The sequence below is a fragment of the Candidatus Ancaeobacter aquaticus genome, from assembly GCA_030765405.1.
Lineage (GTDB): Bacteria > Auribacterota > Ancaeobacteria > Ancaeobacterales > Ancaeobacteraceae > Ancaeobacter > Ancaeobacter aquaticus.
In genome coordinates this window covers 18377-37513 of the sequence record JAVCCP010000054.1, presented here as the reverse complement: position 1 = coordinate 37513, position 19137 = coordinate 18377, and the positions used below count along the sequence as shown (strand labels likewise).

Here is a 19137-nt window from a genome sequence, read left to right as displayed (position 1 = left end):
ATCCTTATTTCACTTTAAACTTTTTTTGATATATCTTGTAGAAACTCAACAAATGCATCGAGCTCATCTTTTGTTTTTGTTTCAGTTACACATACTAGAAACGTATTTTTCATTCCTTTATATGTTTTATCAAGAACTAACCCACCAAAGACCTTATTTTCCATCAGGTATTGCATCACTTTCTTCACGGGATATGCCGATTCGATTACAAATTCATTAAAAAACTGTGCCGTAAAAACAGGTTTAAATCCCGGTACAGTACAAATCTTATCAAAAAGATAATGGCTTTTCTCAAGATTCTGCACGGCAAGTTCTTTCATCCCCTGTTTTCCCATTAACGACAAATAGACACACGCAGTAAGCGCATTCAATGCTTCATTGCTGCATATATTTGATGTCGCTTTTTCTCTTCGTATGTGTTGTTCACGGGCTTGCAGGGTTAAGACAAATCCTCTGCGGCCTTCATGATCCTGTGTTACTCCTACAAGACGGCCGGGAATCTTTCTTTTCAACGTATCTTTGACCGCCATAAAACCAAGATACGGCCCGCCAAATGCTAATGGATTTCCTAACGGCTGGCCATCACCGACGGCAATATCAGCATTATAATCACCAGGCGCTTTGAGAACACCCAATGATACAGGATTCACAACGGCAACAAACAGCGCACCGCACCCGTGGACAATACTCTCTATCTGGACCATATCTTCAATAGAACCGAGAAAGTTTGGATTCTGCACAATAACTGCAACAGTATTACCAGAAACGTTATCACGTAAATGCTTAAGATCAGCAACCCCGTCTTTATAGGGTATTTCTCTGATCTTTACTTTTGTGCCGGCTAAATATGTTTTTAATACAAGTCTATATTCGGGATGAACTGTTTCGGTGATAACGATTTCATTTTTAGCAGGGGCTGATTGCAATGCAACAAGCGCTGCGTCACTAACCGCAGTAGCGCCATCGTACAAAGAAGCATTTGCCACATCCATACCGGTAAGAGCGCAGAGCATACTCTGATACTCGTATATTGCCTGCAGTGTTCCCTGACTTGCTTCAGGCTGATACGGAGTGTACGCAGTGTAGAACTCACTTCTTCCCGTTACATGAGAAACTGCAGACGGTATAAAATGATCATACGCACCTGCCCCGATATACGAAGAAAACTCGTCAAGATTCGCATTCACTGAAGCTATATTCTTAATATCTTTTAAGAGCTCACTTTCTGAAAGTCCCGCAGGGATATTTAATTCCGTGCGCAATAAATCTTTCGGAATGTCAGTAAGAAGATCTTCAATTGTGCGTAAACCTATTACATCAAGCATTGACTGCACATCAGAAGGGGTGTGTGGCGTAAACTTCATAATTTTCAATTACTCTCCACTTAAAAGCTATGCTTTGTTTTTAATCATTTTGGCGTAATCATCAGATGGCATGAGACCGTCTAGTTCATCTGTCTTTGTCATTTCAACAACAAATATCCACCCCTGTCCATAAGGATCTCTATTGATAAGTCCGGGATCGTTTTCTAACTCACTGTTCACTTCTACGATCTTTCCACTTACCGGCGTATACACATCTACTGCTGTTTTCACTGACTCTATAACTGCTGCCTGCTCACTCGCCACGACAACTTTTCCTACAGGTGGCAACTCAACAAAGACAACATCAGTGAGTTCATTTTGTGCATAATCAGTAATGCCGCACCGAGCGTTCGCTCCTTCAACTTTAACACATTCATGTGATTTCATGTATTTTAATTCTGCAGGTGTATTCAATCTTTCCTCCTCTGTTTAACTTTTTTTTCATAAAAAGGCGGTTTCACGATTTTAGCGATGCTATCTCTTCCTCGCGCCTCTATAGTGATCTGACTGTTTCTTACCGCATAATGGCTATCAACATACCCAAGTCCTATCCCTATCCTTAAAGACGGAGAAAATGTTCCGCTAGAAACAAAGCCAATTTTCTTTCCCATATTTTTTATTGCGTTACCCGCACGCGGAATTGACCGATCGGTCATTTTAAAAGCAATGAGCTTTTGAGTAACACCTGCTTCCTTCTCTTTCAGTAACGCTTCTTTTCCAATAAAAGTATCTTTATTAAACGCAATTGTCCATGCCAATCCCGCTTGAAGAGGTGAAATATTGTCTGTAAGTTCATGACCGTATAAGCTGTATGCCATTTCAAGCCGCAAAGTATCACGTGCACCGAGACCTATGGGTTTAATTCCATATTTTTTTCCTTTATCATACAATAGATCCCAATAAGTGCGAGCATGCTCTCTTTTAAAGTATAGCTCAAAACCAACTTCTCCCGTGTACCCTGTACGCGATATCTGTACTGGCTGGTTATCTATGTCTATATCAACAAAACCATAATATGGAAGTGATTGCACTGCCCTACCAAAAAGCGAATCAAAAAGTGGCATTGTGTTAGGCCCCTGCACTGCAAGTATTCCCAAATTAGCGCTAAGGTTTTTTATTTCAACTTTATAATCACCTTTTTGCAGTGAGAGCCAATCATAATCTTTCTCGATATTTGCTGCATTCACCACAAATCTGAATTTTTCTGTATTGTACCTATACAAAAGCACATCATCTACCGTTCCACCGCGTTCATTACAAACCGGTGAATAGATAGCTTTGCCATCACTTATCTTTGAAACATCATTAGTTATGATATATTGACAAAAAAATAATGCATCTTTACCCGTGATCTCAATAACACCCATGTGACATATATCAAAAATACCGACGCTTTGACGTACAGCATTATGTTCAGCAATAATCCCTTCGTATTGGATAGGCATTTCCCAGCCATTAAAATTGACTATGCTCGCATTATGTTTTATATGAGCATCATATAGAGGTGTGCGTTTCATATGCATTAACTTGTTCCTATACAAAAATCTGGTTATAACTTACAAGGATAGCAGTAGTGTAATCGTGAATAAGTATCTTGTCAATTTTTTTGTCTCTTCGAGACTTTTACTTTAAAACTCTCAATGAGGATTCACAAGACAATCATTTCATGATATTTAATAACAAGAGACAATCCACAAATAGAAAGATACGAAGTATCTGTTTATTTGCTATCTTTTAGAGATTCAAGTGTTTCTTTTATACACTCACGTGTAGAACGTGGATTATATCCAAGCTGCTCCCTTGCCTTCGTAATATTAAATGTAAGCGGTGTAGACATAAACTTTATGCGAAACTTATTCAGTATTGGAGCTGTTTTAGATTTACAAGCTTTGCTCACAAACTCGAGTATATCTGAAACAATACGTGCAAATTTTAGTGACATTGATTTTTGAGGTTTTTTGTATCCAAGTACGTCGCACATTGTTTCAATAAGTTCTCTTCTGGTGATATCTTCTCCGTCAGTAATATGATAAATATTTGCCGGCGCATTTTCGACTGTAGCGGCCTTAATCAAGGCATCAACGAGATTACCGACATACACTAAATTAAGCGGATTGTTTCCCCCGTCAATATAAGTATATTTACCGTTTTCAAGATACTTCAACACACGTGGAAATAACTGCCGATCACGCGGCCCGTAAATATATGGCGGTCGAATAATAACTATCTTGAGGTTTTTATCCATACAATATTTTAAAGCCAATTTTTCAGCTTCGATCTTAGTATAATTATAATTGTCGCCGGTATGAACATACGGTGCGAGCTCATCAAGATGGTCCTGCGGGTCCATCCCGAGAACAACCATTGAAGAAACGTAGACAAACCTTTGAATGTTCGCTTTAAGCGCACCATCCATCATATTTTTGAGACCATTTACATTAACATCATACATTTCTTCCCTGCTTGCCCAATCACTCACGAGTGCAGCACAATGAAACACGACATCAATATCTTTAAACGCATCAGCAAGTGACGACGCATCTCTAATATCACCATAATAGAATTCAATATTAGGAAGAGTTTTGAGGAATGACTGATCACTGTCTTTTCGTACAATAACTCTCATTGTGTTATTACTGTCTTTACTGAGTCTTTCAACAAGATTACTTCCCACTAGACCTGTTGCACCGGTAATTAATGTTTTCATTCGAATACCTTTCTATATGTTTTTTACTTTGGATTATTTATACATAATAAAAAAAACGATACAAGCGTATGCATCGCAGACACTCTCGTACCGTTGTAGTATACCATCAACACTCTAAAAATCTCTAACGATTTCTCCACCCTTTTCGATCAGGGCCGTCAAGAATCAATGCCATTTGTTTTTTATAAATATCTGAAAGTTCCTCATCTTTATTTTTATATGTGCGCGGAACCCTCATTTTTGACTGAGCATCCTGCTCTTTTTTCCCGGTTTTAAAAACCAAATTCCACAAATTATATATAGGATCCATTCCGTTAATCATTAATGTCCCTCCGTTGTATCTGAAGTGCCTTCTGATTCTGAAGGCAGATTCTCTTTATTAAGCATTGCATCACGTATCTTTTTAGCAACATATTCTTCAAGGTCTTTTTCTAAAATCCTGAACCCGCTTCTCCGTCCCTCACTGAAACCCCTAAGCTTACCAGCCCTTAAAAGTCGTCTTACATGTTCCTGAGAACATCTTAAGATATCTGCTGTTTCTTTAACGGTTAAAAGCTTCAATTTTATCCCCTCTTATTTTTATTAAATGCAATTATGCACAATCTATTCAATCTTGTCAATATTATTTCTTACTTAATGCATTCTATATTATCTATACCATATATATTACAACTAAACATACTTTATACCAACATAAGATATACTAACATAACTTTAGATTGTTATATGCAATTTAACGCAACACATACAAGCACATATTAAACGAAATACAAAATCTTTGACTATTCATACAATATTAAGTACACTTTAAATCATACTTAATATTAATTATATAGAAAGGAAACATTATGGATCTAAAAAAAGGAATTGAAATCTGGTGTTCACGGCACAAACATCCAATAAATGCTGTACTTCATGCAATAGGGATACCTCTAACCTTTGTTGCCGGTATCATTGCAATGAAAGTATCAGTTCTTTTAGGTGTATTAATTTTTATTCTCGGATACGTTCTGCAGTATGTAGGTCACAATATTGAGAAAAACGAAATGGGTGAATTGATCCTTATTAAAAAACTATTTTCTAAGAAAAAATAGAACATCATCACAAATGTCAGTGTAGTAAAAATGACTCACCGGTAAAATACGCTGATTTAAATCCATGAAGCATTCTATAGATAAATGAGTATGCTAATGGATGCATCGTGTAGGTGAACTGATCAACAAGAATATGACCCAAAAATGCTAGTGTTATCGTGACTCCGATATCAAACCTCTTCTTAATACAGCATATGACCCACACCGGTATGAGTAACTCCCATGAATGCAAAAGCACAAAGAGTTTATCCGTATGAGCCCAGTATGTCCCCTGAACCATATCCTTAACATTAAAATTACTGCCTAATGCCATCACGCAATCAAACAAATGGTCAACATCCATAAAGAGGGATATCCCTATCAAAAGCGCTACCAGATGAAAAGATTCATACCAGCGGTAAATCAGTATTCCGAATAATACCGCCACGGAAAGATGTATCAACTCATGCGGTATCAAAAACTCTAAATATGGGCTTAAACTATCCATTTTATCCTCTTTTGTGTATGAAAGAACTAGCATCATACACTCTAATTTCATTTCCGTCAAATCCAAAACATTAGCCTTTGACTAATCAAAGATTTGCTTTATACTATATACTATGTGTGGAACGGCAAACAATTTTCAGGAGACATAATGTATGGATAACGCCCTTTTTTCTGCAATAAAATCTTCGGGATGGATGGGAATAACTATTCTTATCCTGCTCTTTATTATTTCAATCTATGTATGGGCAATAATTGTATTAAAATTTAAGACAATCAGGAATGCGCAAAACACATCTAGAACATTTTTGCGTTCATACAGAAACGATCCGAACAACCCTCTTCATTTGTTTAACGAGAAAGAGACCCTCGTTACGAGCTCCCCTCTTGAGATAATATATCATGAAGGATGCAAAGATCTTTTTTACCATATGAACAACACAAACGGCAGACTATCAATAGTCCAGCTTGACGGCATAGAAAATTCACTTAAAAGGACTATTGCAGACCAGATAATGCAGCTCGAAAAATCGCTCATTATTCTTGCAACAGCATCGAGTGCGTGTCCATTTATCGGCCTTTTCGGCACAGTATGGGGTATTATGGGCGCTTTCAGAATGATCGGCATAGAAGGATCAGGTAATATCGAAGTTATCGCTCCGGGAATAGCAGAAGCTTTAATAACAACCGCGGCCGGTCTTGCCGTAGCTATACCGGCAATGATTGCATATAACTATCTTGTTGATAGAGTACGAGCACTCACGACTGAAATGGATAATTTTGCTTCAGAATATATTTCGACTATAGAAAAACTGTATATGCAAAATTAGGTTTATATAAATTGTATAGGTAAAATGTTCCGAACCGCAGGTTAATAATGAGAAGAACACAATGGAGTAGAACCCCCTCAGCATTAAGAAGTGAAATTAATGTTACCTCGCTTGTCGATGTAACACTCGTACTTCTGATCATATTTTTAATCGTGGCACCAATAATACAGCAAGGCATAAAAGTAAGATTACCGAAGGCAACAACAAAGAAACTTGCCAGTCCAGATAATCTTACGATATCGATCGCTGAAGACAACAAGATCTATTTTGGTGAGACACGGCTTACATTAGAGGACCTCAAAAAACGGCTTGATTACCTAGCTAAAACGAAACCAGAATCATTTATTGTCATTCGAGCAGATAAAGATCTTAGATTTAAAACTGTTGTCACCGTACTGGACATGCTCAGAAACGCCGGACTGCATAATACCGGTATAGCTACCGAAAAGAGAAAAATAAGAAAATAATGTTTCGTACAATCGTTACCTTCATAAAAAAGTGTATTGATACAGAAACAAAAAAAGCTGCATCAGTGTCGGCAGTGCTTCATTGCACGGTTATAACCATTATTATTGCTGTATCAAGCATGACCGCTCACAAATATTATTTTGTTCCGGTACAACCCATCAATCTTTCGCAAATACAACCTCTAAAAACCGAAAAACCAGCGGCCAAGAAAAAAGCTATCAAACAAACTACAAAAAAAACAGTTAAGAGAAACCCACAACGCAAAAAAATATCTAAAAACGTCTATTCAAAAAGGAAGAAGAAAAGAACCATCAAAAAAAAGAAGCCCCCAACACTTAAAGAAAGGCTTGAGAAACGGCTTTCACAAGTTGAAGATGTCACACCTACCCCCCAGAAAGAACCAACACAAAAAAAGACGCTTAAAATTGACATCGGAAAGAAAAATATCTCAAATCTCCCATTCGCATGGTATCTTGATGTCTTACACAAAAAAATATCTAAAAACTGGGAAGAACCAAGCGGGCTCATAATCCCTGACAACACCTTATCAGCCGTAGTCTTTTTTAGAGTTTATAGAGATGGAAAAGTATCAAAACTAAAGATCAAAGAAGCCTGTTACAGAAAAGAGGTAAATGCATCTGTCATTAAAGCAGTAAAGGATGCAGAACCGTTTCCACCGTTACCCCCAGAATATAAAGGTGAATACCTTGACATTAACATTAAATTTGATTTAAATAAGTAAAACGGAAAAACACACTCATGCTTGCGAAAAAATCTTTCAGATTATTTGTTATATTTACGATCTTGAGTCTTTTACTACCCTACTCTACCCACAGTGCTCAGGAAGTGTATCTCAATATTTCAAAAAACTTTTACAATAAGATTCGAATTGCTGTTCCCTACTTTACACCTAAAAGCGGATCTAAAGAAATGAAGACAAATGCAGCACGTGCAAGCTTGATCCTTTCGAATGATCTCGTTCTCTCAGGGTATTTTATCTCTGTTAAAGAACACACATTTGTAGCAGAAACCGAACATCTTGATACAAAAACAGGAAGAATCAATTATGCTGAATGGAAACGTATTGGTGCTGATATGGTAATCAAAGGAACATACAGTGAGAATAACAGCGATATCACTGTTCAGGTCTCGGTATATTCCGTAAGTGACGGCAAAAAAATATTTAACAAGCTGTATGCTGACAGTCTTTCAAAAAAAAGACGTCTTATGCACCATGTCAGCAACGATATAGTAAAAGCTATAACCGGTGAGCAGGGCATTGCCCTATCAAAAATTACTTTCGCTATGGAAAGCGGTAAAGGAAGAGAAATATGTTCAATGGATTACGACGGATACAACATAAAGAAATTAACCCATGATAATTCAATTGCCCTTTATCCAAAATGGTCACCTGACGGGACAAAGATCCTATACACTTCATTTAAAAATAATAAGCCCCAAATATTCATTATTGATCTAGCTAAAAATACTAGAAAAGTATTATCTTCAAGCCCAGGACTTAACGCAACCGCAACTTTTGCTCCTAACAGTACCGTTATTGCTCTCACGTTAAGTAGAGACGGTAACCCAGAGATATACAGCAAGAATCTCACTACAGGAAAACTTAAACGCCTTACTCACAGCCGCAGCATTGACACCTCCCCTTCATGGTCTCCCGACGGCAATAACATTGTTTTTGTATCAAACAGAAGCGGTTCTCCACAATTATATATCATGAACAAGAATGGAGCCAATCTGAGACGATTGACCTTTAGGGGTGGATACAATACCGCTCCCGCATGGTCTCCAAAAGGAGATTTAATCGCATATTCTTCCCTTATAGGTAGAAAGTTTCAAATACATACTATTAACTCGGAAAATGGCATTACCAGCACTATTACGTCTAACAAAATTGATAACGAAGACCCTTCATGGGCACCTGATGGAAGACATATAATTTATACTTCCACAAAAAATCATGTTCCATCAATAAATATTGTTGATATTTATGATAAAAATCCGATACAATTAGACAAGATTCCGTCTAATGCGTTGAATCCTAATTGGTCACAATAAATTTAACTAAGGAGGTACCGGTCATGATAGCAAAACGTTTTATTCTCTCAATGTGTATTATTGGTATCGCATGCTTCTCAATAACAGGATGCGCCAAGAAGAAAGTAACAACAGATAAGTCAGCTATCAGCCCTGAAGATATTCCTTTAAGCGAAATAAATATTAACTTTTACGAACCGAAAGGCGTCGTAGAATTTCAGGATGTACATTTTGATTACAATAAATCAGATATTCGCAATGACTCTAAGGCAATACTCAAAAACATTGCCAGTTGGATGAAAAAGAATCCTGAAAAACACGTTATGGTTGAAGGCCACTGTGACGAACGTGGATCAAAAGAATACAATCTTGCATTGGGAGAATATAGAGCTCTTGCAGTAAGGCGGTACATATCAAACTGGGGGGTTGGGGCAAATAAGATACACACTATCAGCTATGGTGAAGAATATCCTGCAGATCGCGGACACGATAAGAAAGCATGGGATAAAAATAGACGTGCGCATTTTCTAATATCTCAATAATAGCATTAAGATAAGATACTATACATTCTATGAATTATAAAAATACAACTATATCGATGTATACATTAATTCTGACGGCGTTTTTTCTCACCTCAGGGTGTGCAACAGATAATGATGTCGTCAGAAAAGATGAGTTTCAGTCTATTAAGTCAAATGTTTCGGAAGAATTATATAAGACCCGCTCTGTAACGGATGAAGTCAAGTGGAAAGTTGCTGAAGCGAACAAAAAAACTGAAGATCTCGAGAAAGAATTAGCTGAGCTTAAGTCATCTATTATACAAAACAATACAGTTATAGAGCAAAAACTCAAAAAGCTGCACAACGCTGTTGTTTCGGCTGATACTAAACGAGTAGAAAGCTCTAAAATCTTTAACAATAGGCTTAATGCTGTACTTGATGAAGTAACCCGTGAGAATGAGCGTATTATGGCTCAAATCAGCAAGATTTCATCACATAAACGCACATCATCAAAACGATCATCCGTATTAACATCTAAAGACGGTATCCATGTTATTCAGTCGGGAGAAACACTTTCCGAGATTGCCAGCGCTTATAATACAACAATTGATGAACTTATGGATGCAAACGATATTGACGATCCAAATAAGGTAAGAGTAGGACAAGAACTGATTGTTCCTGAATAAAACATTTCGTAGTTCGTATCTCGTGATTCGTAGTTCGATTTGCCTTTATGGTATAAATATTTTCGATGAACTATGAACGATATGCCATGAACGAAATTAATACTCGCATAGCCGCGACACACAGTCTTTAAAGTCTAACGCCCCGCTTTTAATCTTTACTTCAACTTTTAAATAGGCAATTGGAAGAGAACAATCTTTTAGGATAGGAAATCTTACCGAATCTTTTTCAGTAATCAAAATGATATCTGCCGTTTTTTTACATGTCTCTACGACAGTCTCTATTTCATTATGAGTAAAACGATGATGATCGGGATAACGATACCGCGTAACAATTGTTCCGCCTAATCGTTCTATGAGGCTTTCGAATCCTTCAGGATCAGCAATAGCTGTCACTGCTACCACTTTTTTTCTTTCTATGCTTGAAAGCTCCTTGTGTTCATTTGAATACATTTCCACAAGATGCATTGGTTCGTAACAACATTCTACTATTTCAGCTCGCTCATTATATTGTCTTAAACGATTCTTGATATCCTGCGTATCCCTGCCATCTGCTTTAGTGATAAAGAAAATATCTGCACGGGATAAATGAGTGAGCGGTTCACGTAAAATACCTCTCGGAAGAAGATGGCCGTTGCCAAAAGGATTTGTTGCATCAACAAGAACTATATTCAGTCTTCTATTGAGCGGAAGATACTGAAATCCATCATCAAGAATAAGTGTATCCACACCATAATTCTCTATTGCGTAACTTCCGGATTTAACTCTATTTTTATCAACAAGTATAATTACATCACTGAGATTTTTTGCGAGCATATACGGTTCATCACCAGCATCCTTTGAGCCATGCATCACCTTTTCACCATTTGAAACAACGAGTGGGCTGTGTATCCACCACTCTTTACTGAGTAGATTCTTTACTGAAAAATGTTTCTTTCTTTTATATCCTCTTGATAATACCGCTACTTTTCTTTTACCGATTGTTAATTCACGGGCAAACATTTCAACAAGCGGCGTTTTACCCGTACCCCCAACAGTAATATTACCGATACTTATAATAAGACATCCCAACGTTTTTTTTCTAAACACGCCACAGTTATATAAAAACAGTCTCAATCTCACTATAACGCTATACAGTTTAGAGAAAAGAAACAAGACTTTACGGAGAACTTCAGCTTTCCAGCCTTTTTCCCTGCCATATATAACGTCAATAATATATGTTTCAATTTGTGTTTTCATAAAATCTTATAAATGGTTTGGAACTTCATTGTCATACTAAATGAGGCAAGTTATTGGGCATCATCCGGATGTTGATGCTCACGAGGTTTGGCGGACTCGATAATGCGTAACACCTCATCGGGTGTCTCTGCCTGTAGCAAACCTTGCTTCATATCAACTCTTTTGATCAAACGTGATATATCAGCAAGCACCTTTAGATATGCTTCAGCAGCTTTGGCAGCTCCAACAACAAGAAAAACATACTTTACCGGAAGATTATCATCTGACTCCCACTCAATACCTTCACGTGATATTGCCACTGAAACATAAATATCATCTACGAGATCTGTACGCGCATGCGGAATAGCAAGTTCACTCCCTAATCCGGTTGATTTATCCTGTTCTCGCGCATACACAGTTTCTAAGATTATATCTTGCTTCTCACCAAGTCCATACTCACCGCAAAGAGAATTAACCATACATTTAATTATCTCATCTCTTGATCGAGCACCCGCATTGACTATAATGGCACCTTTTTTCAGAAATCGTGTAATTTCCATCTATCTCTTCTCCAACATATTTTTAATAAGGGTAATATTCTTGTCTAAAATACCGCCCCGATATTGTTCAACGATACGCGCCGCATTCTTGCCTAGTACCTTCATACGTTCACTGTCAGCAAGAAGAGAGTGAAACAAATTCTCAAGTTCATCTTTATCTTTAACCTGAACGGAGCCATCTCCTTGCAATAATTCAGCGGCTTCTTCTTTAAAATTGTCCATTAAAGGACCGTAAACAACAACATTACCATAAAATGCCGGCTCTAGTATATTTTGCCCCCCACCGACAACAAGACTCTTACCAACAAATACTATATCACTTATCGAATAAATTTTAGATAACTCTCCGATAGTATCAAGTATTATTATATCATAAATGGTATTATCCTGACTGGCAATATTTGTTTTTAAAATAACCTTCGTCGCTTTTTCTATAGCATAATTTTTTATCGATTGTGCACGTTCAATATGTCTAGGAGCAATAATAAGAGTTAACTTTTTATGCTGTGTCTTTAACCGTGTATAGATATCTATCAATATTTCATCTTCTCCGGGATGAGTACTTCCCCCGACAAGAACACACGCATCATCAGGTATATTAAGCATTTTCCGCAAAGCATTATTACCATCACCTAATGTATCAATCTTTTTCATAGCATCATACTTCAAGTTTCCGGTAACAACAACACGTTCTGACGGGGCACCAAGAGCGATGATCCTTTGACTATATTCTTCAGATTGCATTCCAAACAAAGCTATATCTTTTACGACCTCTTTAAAGAAATCTTTAATGAGAATATAATGTTTAAACGAATTTGGTGAAATCCTTCCGTTAGCGAGAATAACGGGAATATTCCTACTTGCCGCACACGCTAAAAAGTTCGGCCATATTTCAGTTTCTGTTAATACAATAAGTTGTGGATGTATAACCGACATAAATTTCTTAACAGCCCACGGAAAATCCAGCGGAAAATAAACAACAGATATGTCACCCGTACGTTCATCATTACGCGCAAGTATGTTAGATGTCATTGTTGTTGTAGATAACACTATATGATATTGAGGAAACACTTGTTTCGTAAGTTCAATTAATGGGAGAACGGCAAGCACTTCTCCAACACTAACAGCATGAAACCAAATTGATTTTCTACCTTTAACCTGTTTAACAATTTTTTTGGGAATAAAACCTAATCGCGACCTAAATCCCGCTCTATATTTTTCCCTTGTAAACAGACTGAAGATATAGTACGGGGACGATATAATAAAATAGATGTATATTCCTACGTTATAGACAACTCTCATCATAATATTCTCAATATTTAATATATCTCTACCGAAGGCAGATTTGTTTTTAATTTATTTTTTATAGCTTAAAATTTACAGCTTATAGCTTATCACGCTCGTGGATGCGCTTTGTCGTATACTTTCTTCATTTTTTCAGCTGTCACATGTGTATATATCTGTGTCGTCGATAAATTTTTATGACCAAGAAGTTCCTGCACAACGCGTAAATTAGCACCTGCATCAAGCATATGCGTTGCAAATGTATGTCTCAAGGCATGCGGGGAAATATTCTTATCAATAGCAGTTTTCCTGAGATATTTTTGCAGCATTCTCTCAACGCTCCGCACAGTAATCCTATCGCCATATTTATTCAAAAAGACAGCATTTGACTGGGACTCTCGTTTCTTAAGATAATCAACGAGTATAGATATAGCCGTATTGCCAATGGGGACAAGCCGTTCTTTCTTACCTTTACCGCGAACTTTCATGATCTCACCGACAAAATCCACATTATTAACATCAAGTGATACAAGTTCGCTTATTCTTACACCACTTGAATAGAAAATTTCCATAATAGCCCTATCTCGCAAACCTGAAACATCGGTGCAATCAGGAGACTCAATTAATCTTGTTACTTCATTTACATCTAAGAAATGTGGAAGCGGCTTATTCAGCTTCGGAGAACTTATCCCTGTCATTGGGCTTGTCTTTAACACTTCCTCTCGAACGAGAAACTTAAAGAATGACCGCAGCGTAGCTAATTTCCGCGCAATGGTTCGTTTAGAATAATTATAAGATTGAAATTTCACCAAAAATCTTCTCAATACTAGGTGATCTATATCAGTCAAAAGCAGAGTTTTTTTACGCTCCTTGGAAAGCGACTCAAGGAAAGACTCAAATTGTTTCAAATCTTCAGCATAATTCTTTATCGTATGGATAGACGCATTTTTCTCGGCATCCAAATATTTTAAAAAATCATTACTATGAGAACTAATCATCTTTTTTTTCTTCTTCTCGTGTTTTTTGTTCTTGATTACTAGCTTCTTCTTGCGGTTTTTGCTCTTGATTTCCATCTTCATCTTTTTTGGGTGGATTAAGAAACTTTGAAACATATTTACAGTTCGGATACTGATCACATCCGTAAAAGGTAGACCCTCTTTTAGATTTTCTTTTCACTACGTTCCCGTCGCATTGAGGGCATTTAACTCCCGTGGGTATAGAGCGCGTATGTTTACAATCAGGGAAACCGCTACAGGCCATAAACTGGCCATGACGGCCCAACTTAATAACCATTGGCTTCCCGCATTTTCCACAGACTTCATCGGTCTCAATGACAACTTTTTTAACATCCTTCATTTTTTCTACCGCTTCATCATATGTTTTTGCAAAGGGACCATAAAAATCTTCAAGAACGCGCTGCCAGCCCATTTTTCCTTTTTCAATATTATCTAAAAATGTTTCCATCTCGGCGGTAAAATCAACCTCGACTATATGAGGAAAATGATCTACGAGCAATTGTGTCACAGATTTACCAAGTTCTGTCGGAAACAAAGATCTTTTTTCTTTTGTTACATACGAACGTTTAATGATTGTCTGAATAGTAGGAGCATATGTACTTGGTCGACCGATCCCATTTTCTTCTAATGCTCGAACAAGTGTCGCTTCAGTATACCGTGGTGGCGGCTTAGTAAAATGCTGACCAGGTTTACACTCAATCATTGAGAGCAATTCACCAACGGTAAGCTGTGGCAAATATTTATTCTTTTTATCCGATGACTCTTTTGATTCAGCTGATTCAGCGTCTTCTTCAGCTTCCTTTTGATCATGCTTACTAACAACAGTATGTCCATCAAAAAGCACGGTTGAACCACCCGCATGAAAAAGACATTTTCCGGCCTCAATATCCACAGCCATTATAAGATATACCGCTGGAGCCATCTGACTAGCTAAGAATCGTTGCCATATAAGTTTATATAGTCTGTATTGCTCAGATGAAAGATACTGTTTTATCTTCTCGGGATCCAGTAAAACTGAACTGGGACGAATACATTCATGGGCTTCCTGAGCACCCTTCTTTTTCTTATATTTAGCTTCGCTTTCCGGTATATATTTATCGCCATGATTTTTTAAAATATATTCTTTTGCTTCATCTTTCGCCTGCTGCGATATGTTATATGAGTCAGTTCTCATATACGTTATAAGACCTGTCATGCCATCCGGGCCAATATCAAGACCTTCGTAAAGCTGCTGAGCAATTCTCATTGTATTATTAATAGACCATCCGAATTTATTTACTGCAGCCTGTTGCAACTGACTGGTAATAAACGGTGGAGATGCATTCTCTCTCTTTTGCCGTTCCCTAATATCCTTTACAACAAACTCTTCTTTCATAATTGCCTCTTGTATATCAAGAGCATGTTTTTCATTGTCTACATCAATTTTTTTACCTTCAATTTTCTTTAATTCAGCCCAAAATTGTTCTTTTTTCTCATCTTTCTTTTCTAAGAGAACTTCAATTGACCAATACTCTTTCGCTACAAATCCTTCTATCTCCGCTTCACGGTCACAGATAATCCGCACGGCAACGGATTGCACACGTCCAGCGCTTAACCCGCTTCCAACCTTTTTCCATAAAAGCGGACTAATTTTATACCCCACAATCCTGTCTAAAATCCTTCGCGCCTGCTGTGACTCAACTTTATCCATATCAACTTTACGGGGAGCGATAAAAGCATCTTTGATCGCTCGTGAAGTAATCTCATTAAATGTTACCCGGAACGTTTTCTTCTTATCAAAACCAAGTGCTTCTGCAAGATGCCATGCAATAGCCTCCCCTTCTCTATCAGGGTCAGGAGCAAGATACAGATTATCAGCATCTTTTAATTCTTTTTTTAATGCGGTAACCATCTTTTTTCTCGGGGTAAGCGTAATATAGCTCGGGATAAAACCGTTTTCAAGATCAACACCCATCTTAGATTTAGGCAAATCACGTACATGCCCCATTGACGCTCTCACAATATAGTCTTTGCCGAGATATTTATTAATTGTCTTTGCCTTTGCAGGTGACTCAACTATTACCATTGATTTTCCCATTTATATCCTCACAAATTGTTTTCCCGGTAATTGACGTATAAGATTCTTAAGCTCTAATGACAGCAGCCCTCCTAGGACCTTACCCGCTCCGATACCACATTTTTGTATTAATGTATCTATTGAAATTTCATCTTCTGAAATATGCCTGAATAATTGTTCTTCATTTTCTGTGAGATTCACGCTCGGAGCTCTCTCTGTTGTTACCTCTTGCGATACTTTCCTAATGTCAGGAAGAATATATTCAAATTCATCAACAATATCCTGTACGTGAGTCACAACCTTGGCCCCATCTTTTATAAGTTCGTTTGTTCCCTCTGATGTCCTGATATCAATTCTCCCGGGAACAGCACATACTGTTCTATTATGTTCTAATGCATATCGGGCAGTAATAAGTGCTCCGCTTCTCTTAGCCGCTTCAACAACAACTACACCAAGAGACAACCCGCTAATGATACGATTACGCCTCGGAAAATTTTTCTTATCAGGTATCGTTTCCATGGGAAATTCAGATATGAGCGCTCCGTCACAAATTATTTTATCAGCCAAAGACTTATTTTCCCGCGGATACACCGTTGACAAACCGTTCCCTAAAACGGCATATGTCGAACCATTTGCGTTAAGAGCCCCCTGATGAGCATTGGTATCAATGCCACGGGCAAGACCACTCACAACAATAAAACCGCGATAAGATAAATCTGCAGATATCTTTTTTGCGGTATCTTTTCCATACACTGATGCCCATCGTGACCCAACAACACCTATCATCGGACGTCCGGAGACATCTAACTGCCCTTTAACATATAAGACAATCGGTGGGTCATAGATTTCTTTAAGATGTGCAGGATAAGATTCATCATAAAAAGAAACAATGGCAACTCCACCTGACGAGATAAGATCCAGTTCTTTTTCTAAATTAAATGATTTTTCCCATGCTATAAGAGAGCCGGCAATAACATCTCCTATACCACTAACCTGCATAAGTGAACTTTTGTTTTGCGCCAACACACGCTCTGGTGTTTCAAACTCTTCAATAAGCTTCCTAATACGCAGGGAACCGAGTCCATCAATAGCATTTAATACTAAAAGGGCTTCACTTCTTTCCATATACAATAACGTCCTAAACCTGATCTATGCACTATAATACTGATTTATAGCACCTTTTCAACTGAGCGTTTAACGATCTCATGAGGTATACTTTCACATATAATCACTCTACCGATTTCATGAGGCAACACAAATCGTACTTTACCTTGTCTAACTTTTTTGTCTAAAAGAAGTCGTTTTATAACACTACTTGCCTTTGGCCCATCAGCTTTAACAGGAAGCCCTGCACGTACAAGCAGCTTCTCTATCCTCTCACATACTTCTTTATCGATCATGCCAAGTTCTATACCCATATAGCATACAGCACACATCCCGATGCTTATTGCTTCACCATGCAAATACTTTTTATAATTTGTGGCAGACTCAATAGCATGACCAACCGTATGACCATAATTCAGTATTGCACGCAAGCCTGCTTCACGTTCATCATCTTCAACGACTTTTGCTTTAATATCACACGATACCGCTATAACTTTTTCTAAAACAGTATTATCATGACTTAAGAGCTTGTCCATATTTCTCTCAAGATAAGAGAAAAAACTCTTTTCCCAAATAATGCCGTATTTAATTACTTCAGTGATACCGGCAGCATATTCTCTTTCAGGTAATGTTTCCAATACTGAGGGATCAATGAGTACTATCGTTGGCTGGTAGAATGAACCAACAAGATTCTTTCCTTTTTTGAGATTAACCCCTACTTTTCCCCCAACACTGCTGTCAACATGGGCAAGCAATGTCGTTGGTATTTGAACAAATTCAATACCGCGCATATAGGTTGATGCAACATAACCTGCTATATCACCGACAACGCCACCGCCCAAAGCAACAACAAAACCTGTTCGATCAATACGAGCATCTACCATTCTATCAAAAATTGTTTCACACGTTTTTAAAGTCTTATACTGTTCACCATCAGGTATTTTTATCACTTCACAATCAAGTTCTTCAGATTCAAAAGATTTTTCAAGCTTCTCAAGATAGAGCTTGCTCACTGTATTATTGGTAATAATAACACCGCGTTTAGAAGAAACACGTTTTGACACCAATTCTCCAGCACGTGACAACACCCCATGTTCAATTATTATCTTATACGATCTTTTATCAAGATTCACTTTAATCTGTTTCATATGATATATTCCAATATTTTATAACTATTGATTCTCTTTATAGAGCTCTATTACCTCACGAGCAACATCTTCAACACTTTTAGTGTCTGTGTCAATAATGTGATCAGCCTTTTTATAAAACGCTTCCCTGTATTCCAATAGTTCAGTGATTTTCTTCATAGGTTCCAGGACATTTAATAAGGGCCGGTGGGCCTCATCTTTTGTTCGCTCATAGACAACTTCCGGGGAAACCATCAGAGAAAAGAGAATACCCTTTTTCCTGAAATCGTTAAGGTTCTCTTCGTCTAATATTACTCCGCCTCCTGTAGAAACAACAATACCATCTTTTTCGGCTAATTCCTTAACGATACGCCTCTCAAGCTGACGAAAATATGGCTCACCATTCTCTTTAAAGATATTATTAATGGATTTATTTTCGTGCTGAACAATAATTTCATCCATTTCAATCAGTTCCAACCCAAGGGTCTGAGCGATCGCTTTACCCACAGCGGTCTTCCCAGAACCCATAAAACCAAACAATATAATATTCTTATCAAATGACATATGTATTAGCACACCGCTATGAAC

General features: G+C 37.6%; 22 protein-coding genes. 7 read left to right on the top strand and 15 right to left on the bottom strand.

Going from position 1 to position 19137, the window contains the following annotated elements; all coding sequences use genetic code 11:
* Window positions 1-14: 14 nt before the first annotated feature.
* The 6 genes from gcvPA to P9M13_07220 all read right to left on the bottom strand — a co-directional run bounded on the left by gcvPA (window position 15) and on the right by P9M13_07220 (window position 4632).
* Entirely contained in the window at window positions 15-1364 is a 1350-nt protein-coding gene (gene gcvPA / locus P9M13_07245; protein ID MDP8263082.1) for an aminomethyl-transferring glycine dehydrogenase subunit GcvPA, read from the bottom strand.
* A gap of 27 nt (window positions 1365-1391) precedes the next feature.
* Window positions 1392-1778 carry a glycine cleavage system protein GcvH gene (gcvH, locus tag P9M13_07240; GenBank protein MDP8263081.1) on the bottom strand — a complete coding sequence of 129 codons (387 nt, stop codon included), beginning with the start codon at window positions 1776-1778 and terminating at the stop codon, window positions 1392-1394.
* Window positions 1775-2881, bottom strand: a complete 1107-nt coding sequence (gene gcvT / locus P9M13_07235) for a glycine cleavage system aminomethyltransferase GcvT (protein ID MDP8263080.1) — start codon at window positions 2879-2881, stop codon at window positions 1775-1777. The genes gcvH and gcvT overlap by 4 nt, the downstream gene beginning before the upstream one ends.
* 203 nt (window positions 2882-3084) lie before the next feature.
* Window positions 3085-4071, bottom strand: coding sequence for an NAD-dependent epimerase/dehydratase family protein (locus P9M13_07230; GenBank protein MDP8263079.1), 987 nt, complete (start codon window positions 4069-4071; stop codon window positions 3085-3087).
* A gap of 124 nt (window positions 4072-4195) precedes the next feature.
* A complete protein-coding gene (locus tag P9M13_07225) occupies window positions 4196-4393 on the bottom strand; it encodes a hypothetical protein (protein MDP8263078.1) in 198 nt (65 codons plus the stop codon).
* Window positions 4393-4632: a helix-turn-helix domain-containing protein gene (locus tag P9M13_07220; protein MDP8263077.1), complete on the bottom strand. Its 240-nt coding sequence runs from the start codon at window positions 4630-4632 to the stop codon at window positions 4393-4395. The genes P9M13_07225 and P9M13_07220 overlap by 1 nt, the downstream gene beginning before the upstream one ends.
* A gap of 287 nt (window positions 4633-4919) precedes the next feature.
* Between P9M13_07220 and P9M13_07215 the strand changes: the two genes are divergently transcribed.
* On the top strand, window positions 4920-5165 hold the full coding sequence (locus tag P9M13_07215) for a DUF962 domain-containing protein (protein MDP8263076.1): 246 nt from the start codon (window positions 4920-4922) through the stop codon (window positions 5163-5165).
* Between the two features lie 16 nt (window positions 5166-5181).
* Here P9M13_07215 and P9M13_07210 read toward each other — a convergent pair whose 3' ends face one another.
* The gene (locus tag P9M13_07210) at window positions 5182-5652 is read right to left on the bottom strand and encodes a hypothetical protein (GenBank protein ID MDP8263075.1); all 471 of its coding nucleotides are present in this window, start codon (window positions 5650-5652) and stop codon (window positions 5182-5184) included.
* 151 nt (window positions 5653-5803) lie between these two features.
* Between P9M13_07210 and P9M13_07205 the strand changes: the two genes are divergently transcribed.
* The 6 genes from P9M13_07205 to P9M13_07180 are packed head-to-tail and all read left to right on the top strand — an operon-like array spanning window position 5804 to window position 10187.
* Window positions 5804-6478, top strand: a complete 675-nt coding sequence (locus P9M13_07205; protein ID MDP8263074.1) for a MotA/TolQ/ExbB proton channel family protein — start codon at window positions 5804-5806, stop codon at window positions 6476-6478.
* Between the two features lie 47 nt (window positions 6479-6525).
* A complete protein-coding gene (locus tag P9M13_07200) occupies window positions 6526-6945 on the top strand; it encodes a biopolymer transporter ExbD (protein MDP8263073.1) in 420 nt (139 codons plus the stop codon).
* Window positions 6945-7688: an energy transducer TonB gene (locus P9M13_07195; protein MDP8263072.1), complete on the top strand. Its 744-nt coding sequence runs from the start codon at window positions 6945-6947 to the stop codon at window positions 7686-7688. The genes P9M13_07200 and P9M13_07195 overlap by 1 nt, the downstream gene beginning before the upstream one ends.
* A 17-nt stretch (window positions 7689-7705) precedes the next feature.
* Window positions 7706-9022 (top strand): Tol-Pal system beta propeller repeat protein TolB, encoded by a 1317-nt coding sequence (gene tolB, locus P9M13_07190; protein MDP8263071.1) that lies wholly within the window; start codon window positions 7706-7708, stop codon window positions 9020-9022.
* Window positions 9023-9045: 23 nt separating this feature from the next.
* Window positions 9046-9543, top strand: coding sequence for a peptidoglycan-associated lipoprotein Pal (gene pal, locus P9M13_07185; GenBank protein MDP8263070.1), 498 nt, complete (start codon window positions 9046-9048; stop codon window positions 9541-9543).
* A 29-nt stretch (window positions 9544-9572) separates the two neighbouring features.
* Window positions 9573-10187, top strand: a complete 615-nt coding sequence (locus P9M13_07180; GenBank protein MDP8263069.1) for a LysM peptidoglycan-binding domain-containing protein — start codon at window positions 9573-9575, stop codon at window positions 10185-10187.
* 96 nt (window positions 10188-10283) lie between these two features.
* Here P9M13_07180 and lpxK read toward each other — a convergent pair whose 3' ends face one another.
* The 8 genes from lpxK to P9M13_07140 all read right to left on the bottom strand — a co-directional run bounded on the left by lpxK (window position 10284) and on the right by P9M13_07140 (window position 19113).
* On the bottom strand, window positions 10284-11423 hold the full coding sequence (lpxK, locus tag P9M13_07175; protein MDP8263068.1) for a tetraacyldisaccharide 4'-kinase: 1140 nt from the start codon (window positions 11421-11423) through the stop codon (window positions 10284-10286).
* A gap of 50 nt (window positions 11424-11473) precedes the next feature.
* On the bottom strand, window positions 11474-11962 hold the full coding sequence (locus tag P9M13_07170; protein MDP8263067.1) for a PTS sugar transporter subunit IIA: 489 nt from the start codon (window positions 11960-11962) through the stop codon (window positions 11474-11476).
* Window positions 11963-13267, bottom strand: a complete 1305-nt coding sequence (locus P9M13_07165) for a 3-deoxy-D-manno-octulosonic acid transferase (GenBank protein MDP8263066.1) — start codon at window positions 13265-13267, stop codon at window positions 11963-11965.
* A gap of 89 nt (window positions 13268-13356) precedes the next feature.
* Complete coding sequence (gene xerC / locus P9M13_07160) at window positions 13357-14244, bottom strand: tyrosine recombinase XerC (GenBank protein ID MDP8263065.1); 888 nt, start codon at window positions 14242-14244, stop codon at window positions 13357-13359.
* Complete coding sequence (topA, locus tag P9M13_07155; protein MDP8263064.1) at window positions 14237-16339, bottom strand: type I DNA topoisomerase; 2103 nt, start codon at window positions 16337-16339, stop codon at window positions 14237-14239. The genes xerC and topA overlap by 8 nt, the downstream gene beginning before the upstream one ends.
* A complete protein-coding gene (dprA, locus tag P9M13_07150) occupies window positions 16340-17443 on the bottom strand; it encodes a DNA-processing protein DprA (protein ID MDP8263063.1) in 1104 nt (367 codons plus the stop codon). It lies immediately after the preceding gene.
* 44 nt (window positions 17444-17487) lie between these two features.
* The gene (gene aroB, locus P9M13_07145; GenBank protein MDP8263062.1) at window positions 17488-18570 is read right to left on the bottom strand and encodes a 3-dehydroquinate synthase; all 1083 of its coding nucleotides are present in this window, start codon (window positions 18568-18570) and stop codon (window positions 17488-17490) included.
* 24 nt (window positions 18571-18594) lie between these two features.
* On the bottom strand, window positions 18595-19113 hold the full coding sequence (locus P9M13_07140; protein ID MDP8263061.1) for a shikimate kinase: 519 nt from the start codon (window positions 19111-19113) through the stop codon (window positions 18595-18597).
* Between the last annotated feature and the right edge of the window lie 24 nt (window positions 19114-19137).

Excerpts from the sequence above, each read along its gene's own strand:
- gcvPA (MDP8263082.1), bottom strand. The coding sequence starts at position 1,364 with ATGAAGTTTACGCCACACACCCCTTCTGATGTGCAGTCAATGCTTGAT.
- gcvT (MDP8263080.1), bottom strand. The coding sequence starts at position 2,881 with ATGAAACGCACACCTCTATATGATGCTCATATAAAACATAATGCGAGC.
- P9M13_07230 (MDP8263079.1), bottom strand. The coding sequence starts at position 4,071 with ATGAAAACATTAATTACCGGTGCAACAGGTCTAGTGGGAAGTAATCTT.
- P9M13_07225 (MDP8263078.1), bottom strand. The coding sequence starts at position 4,393 with ATGATTAACGGAATGGATCCTATATATAATTTGTGGAATTTGGTTTTT.
- P9M13_07215 (MDP8263076.1), top strand. The coding sequence starts at position 4,920 with ATGGATCTAAAAAAAGGAATTGAAATCTGGTGTTCACGGCACAAACAT.
- P9M13_07210 (MDP8263075.1), bottom strand. The coding sequence starts at position 5,652 with ATGGATAGTTTAAGCCCATATTTAGAGTTTTTGATACCGCATGAGTTG.
- P9M13_07205 (MDP8263074.1), top strand. The coding sequence starts at position 5,804 with ATGGATAACGCCCTTTTTTCTGCAATAAAATCTTCGGGATGGATGGGA.
- P9M13_07200 (MDP8263073.1), top strand. The coding sequence starts at position 6,526 with ATGAGAAGAACACAATGGAGTAGAACCCCCTCAGCATTAAGAAGTGAA.
- P9M13_07195 (MDP8263072.1), top strand. The coding sequence starts at position 6,945 with ATGTTTCGTACAATCGTTACCTTCATAAAAAAGTGTATTGATACAGAA.
- tolB (MDP8263071.1), top strand. The coding sequence starts at position 7,706 with ATGCTTGCGAAAAAATCTTTCAGATTATTTGTTATATTTACGATCTTG.
- pal (MDP8263070.1), top strand. The coding sequence starts at position 9,046 with ATGATAGCAAAACGTTTTATTCTCTCAATGTGTATTATTGGTATCGCA.
- P9M13_07180 (MDP8263069.1), top strand. The coding sequence starts at position 9,573 with ATGAATTATAAAAATACAACTATATCGATGTATACATTAATTCTGACG.
- lpxK (MDP8263068.1), bottom strand. The coding sequence starts at position 11,423 with ATGAAAACACAAATTGAAACATATATTATTGACGTTATATATGGCAGG.
- P9M13_07170 (MDP8263067.1), bottom strand. The coding sequence starts at position 11,962 with ATGGAAATTACACGATTTCTGAAAAAAGGTGCCATTATAGTCAATGCG.
- P9M13_07165 (MDP8263066.1), bottom strand. The coding sequence starts at position 13,267 with ATGATGAGAGTTGTCTATAACGTAGGAATATACATCTATTTTATTATA.
- xerC (MDP8263065.1), bottom strand. The coding sequence starts at position 14,244 with ATGATTAGTTCTCATAGTAATGATTTTTTAAAATATTTGGATGCCGAG.
- topA (MDP8263064.1), bottom strand. The coding sequence starts at position 16,339 with ATGGGAAAATCAATGGTAATAGTTGAGTCACCTGCAAAGGCAAAGACA.
- dprA (MDP8263063.1), bottom strand. The coding sequence starts at position 17,443 with ATGGAAAGAAGTGAAGCCCTTTTAGTATTAAATGCTATTGATGGACTC.
- aroB (MDP8263062.1), bottom strand. The coding sequence starts at position 18,570 with ATGAAACAGATTAAAGTGAATCTTGATAAAAGATCGTATAAGATAATA.
- P9M13_07140 (MDP8263061.1), bottom strand. The coding sequence starts at position 19,113 with ATGTCATTTGATAAGAATATTATATTGTTTGGTTTTATGGGTTCTGGG.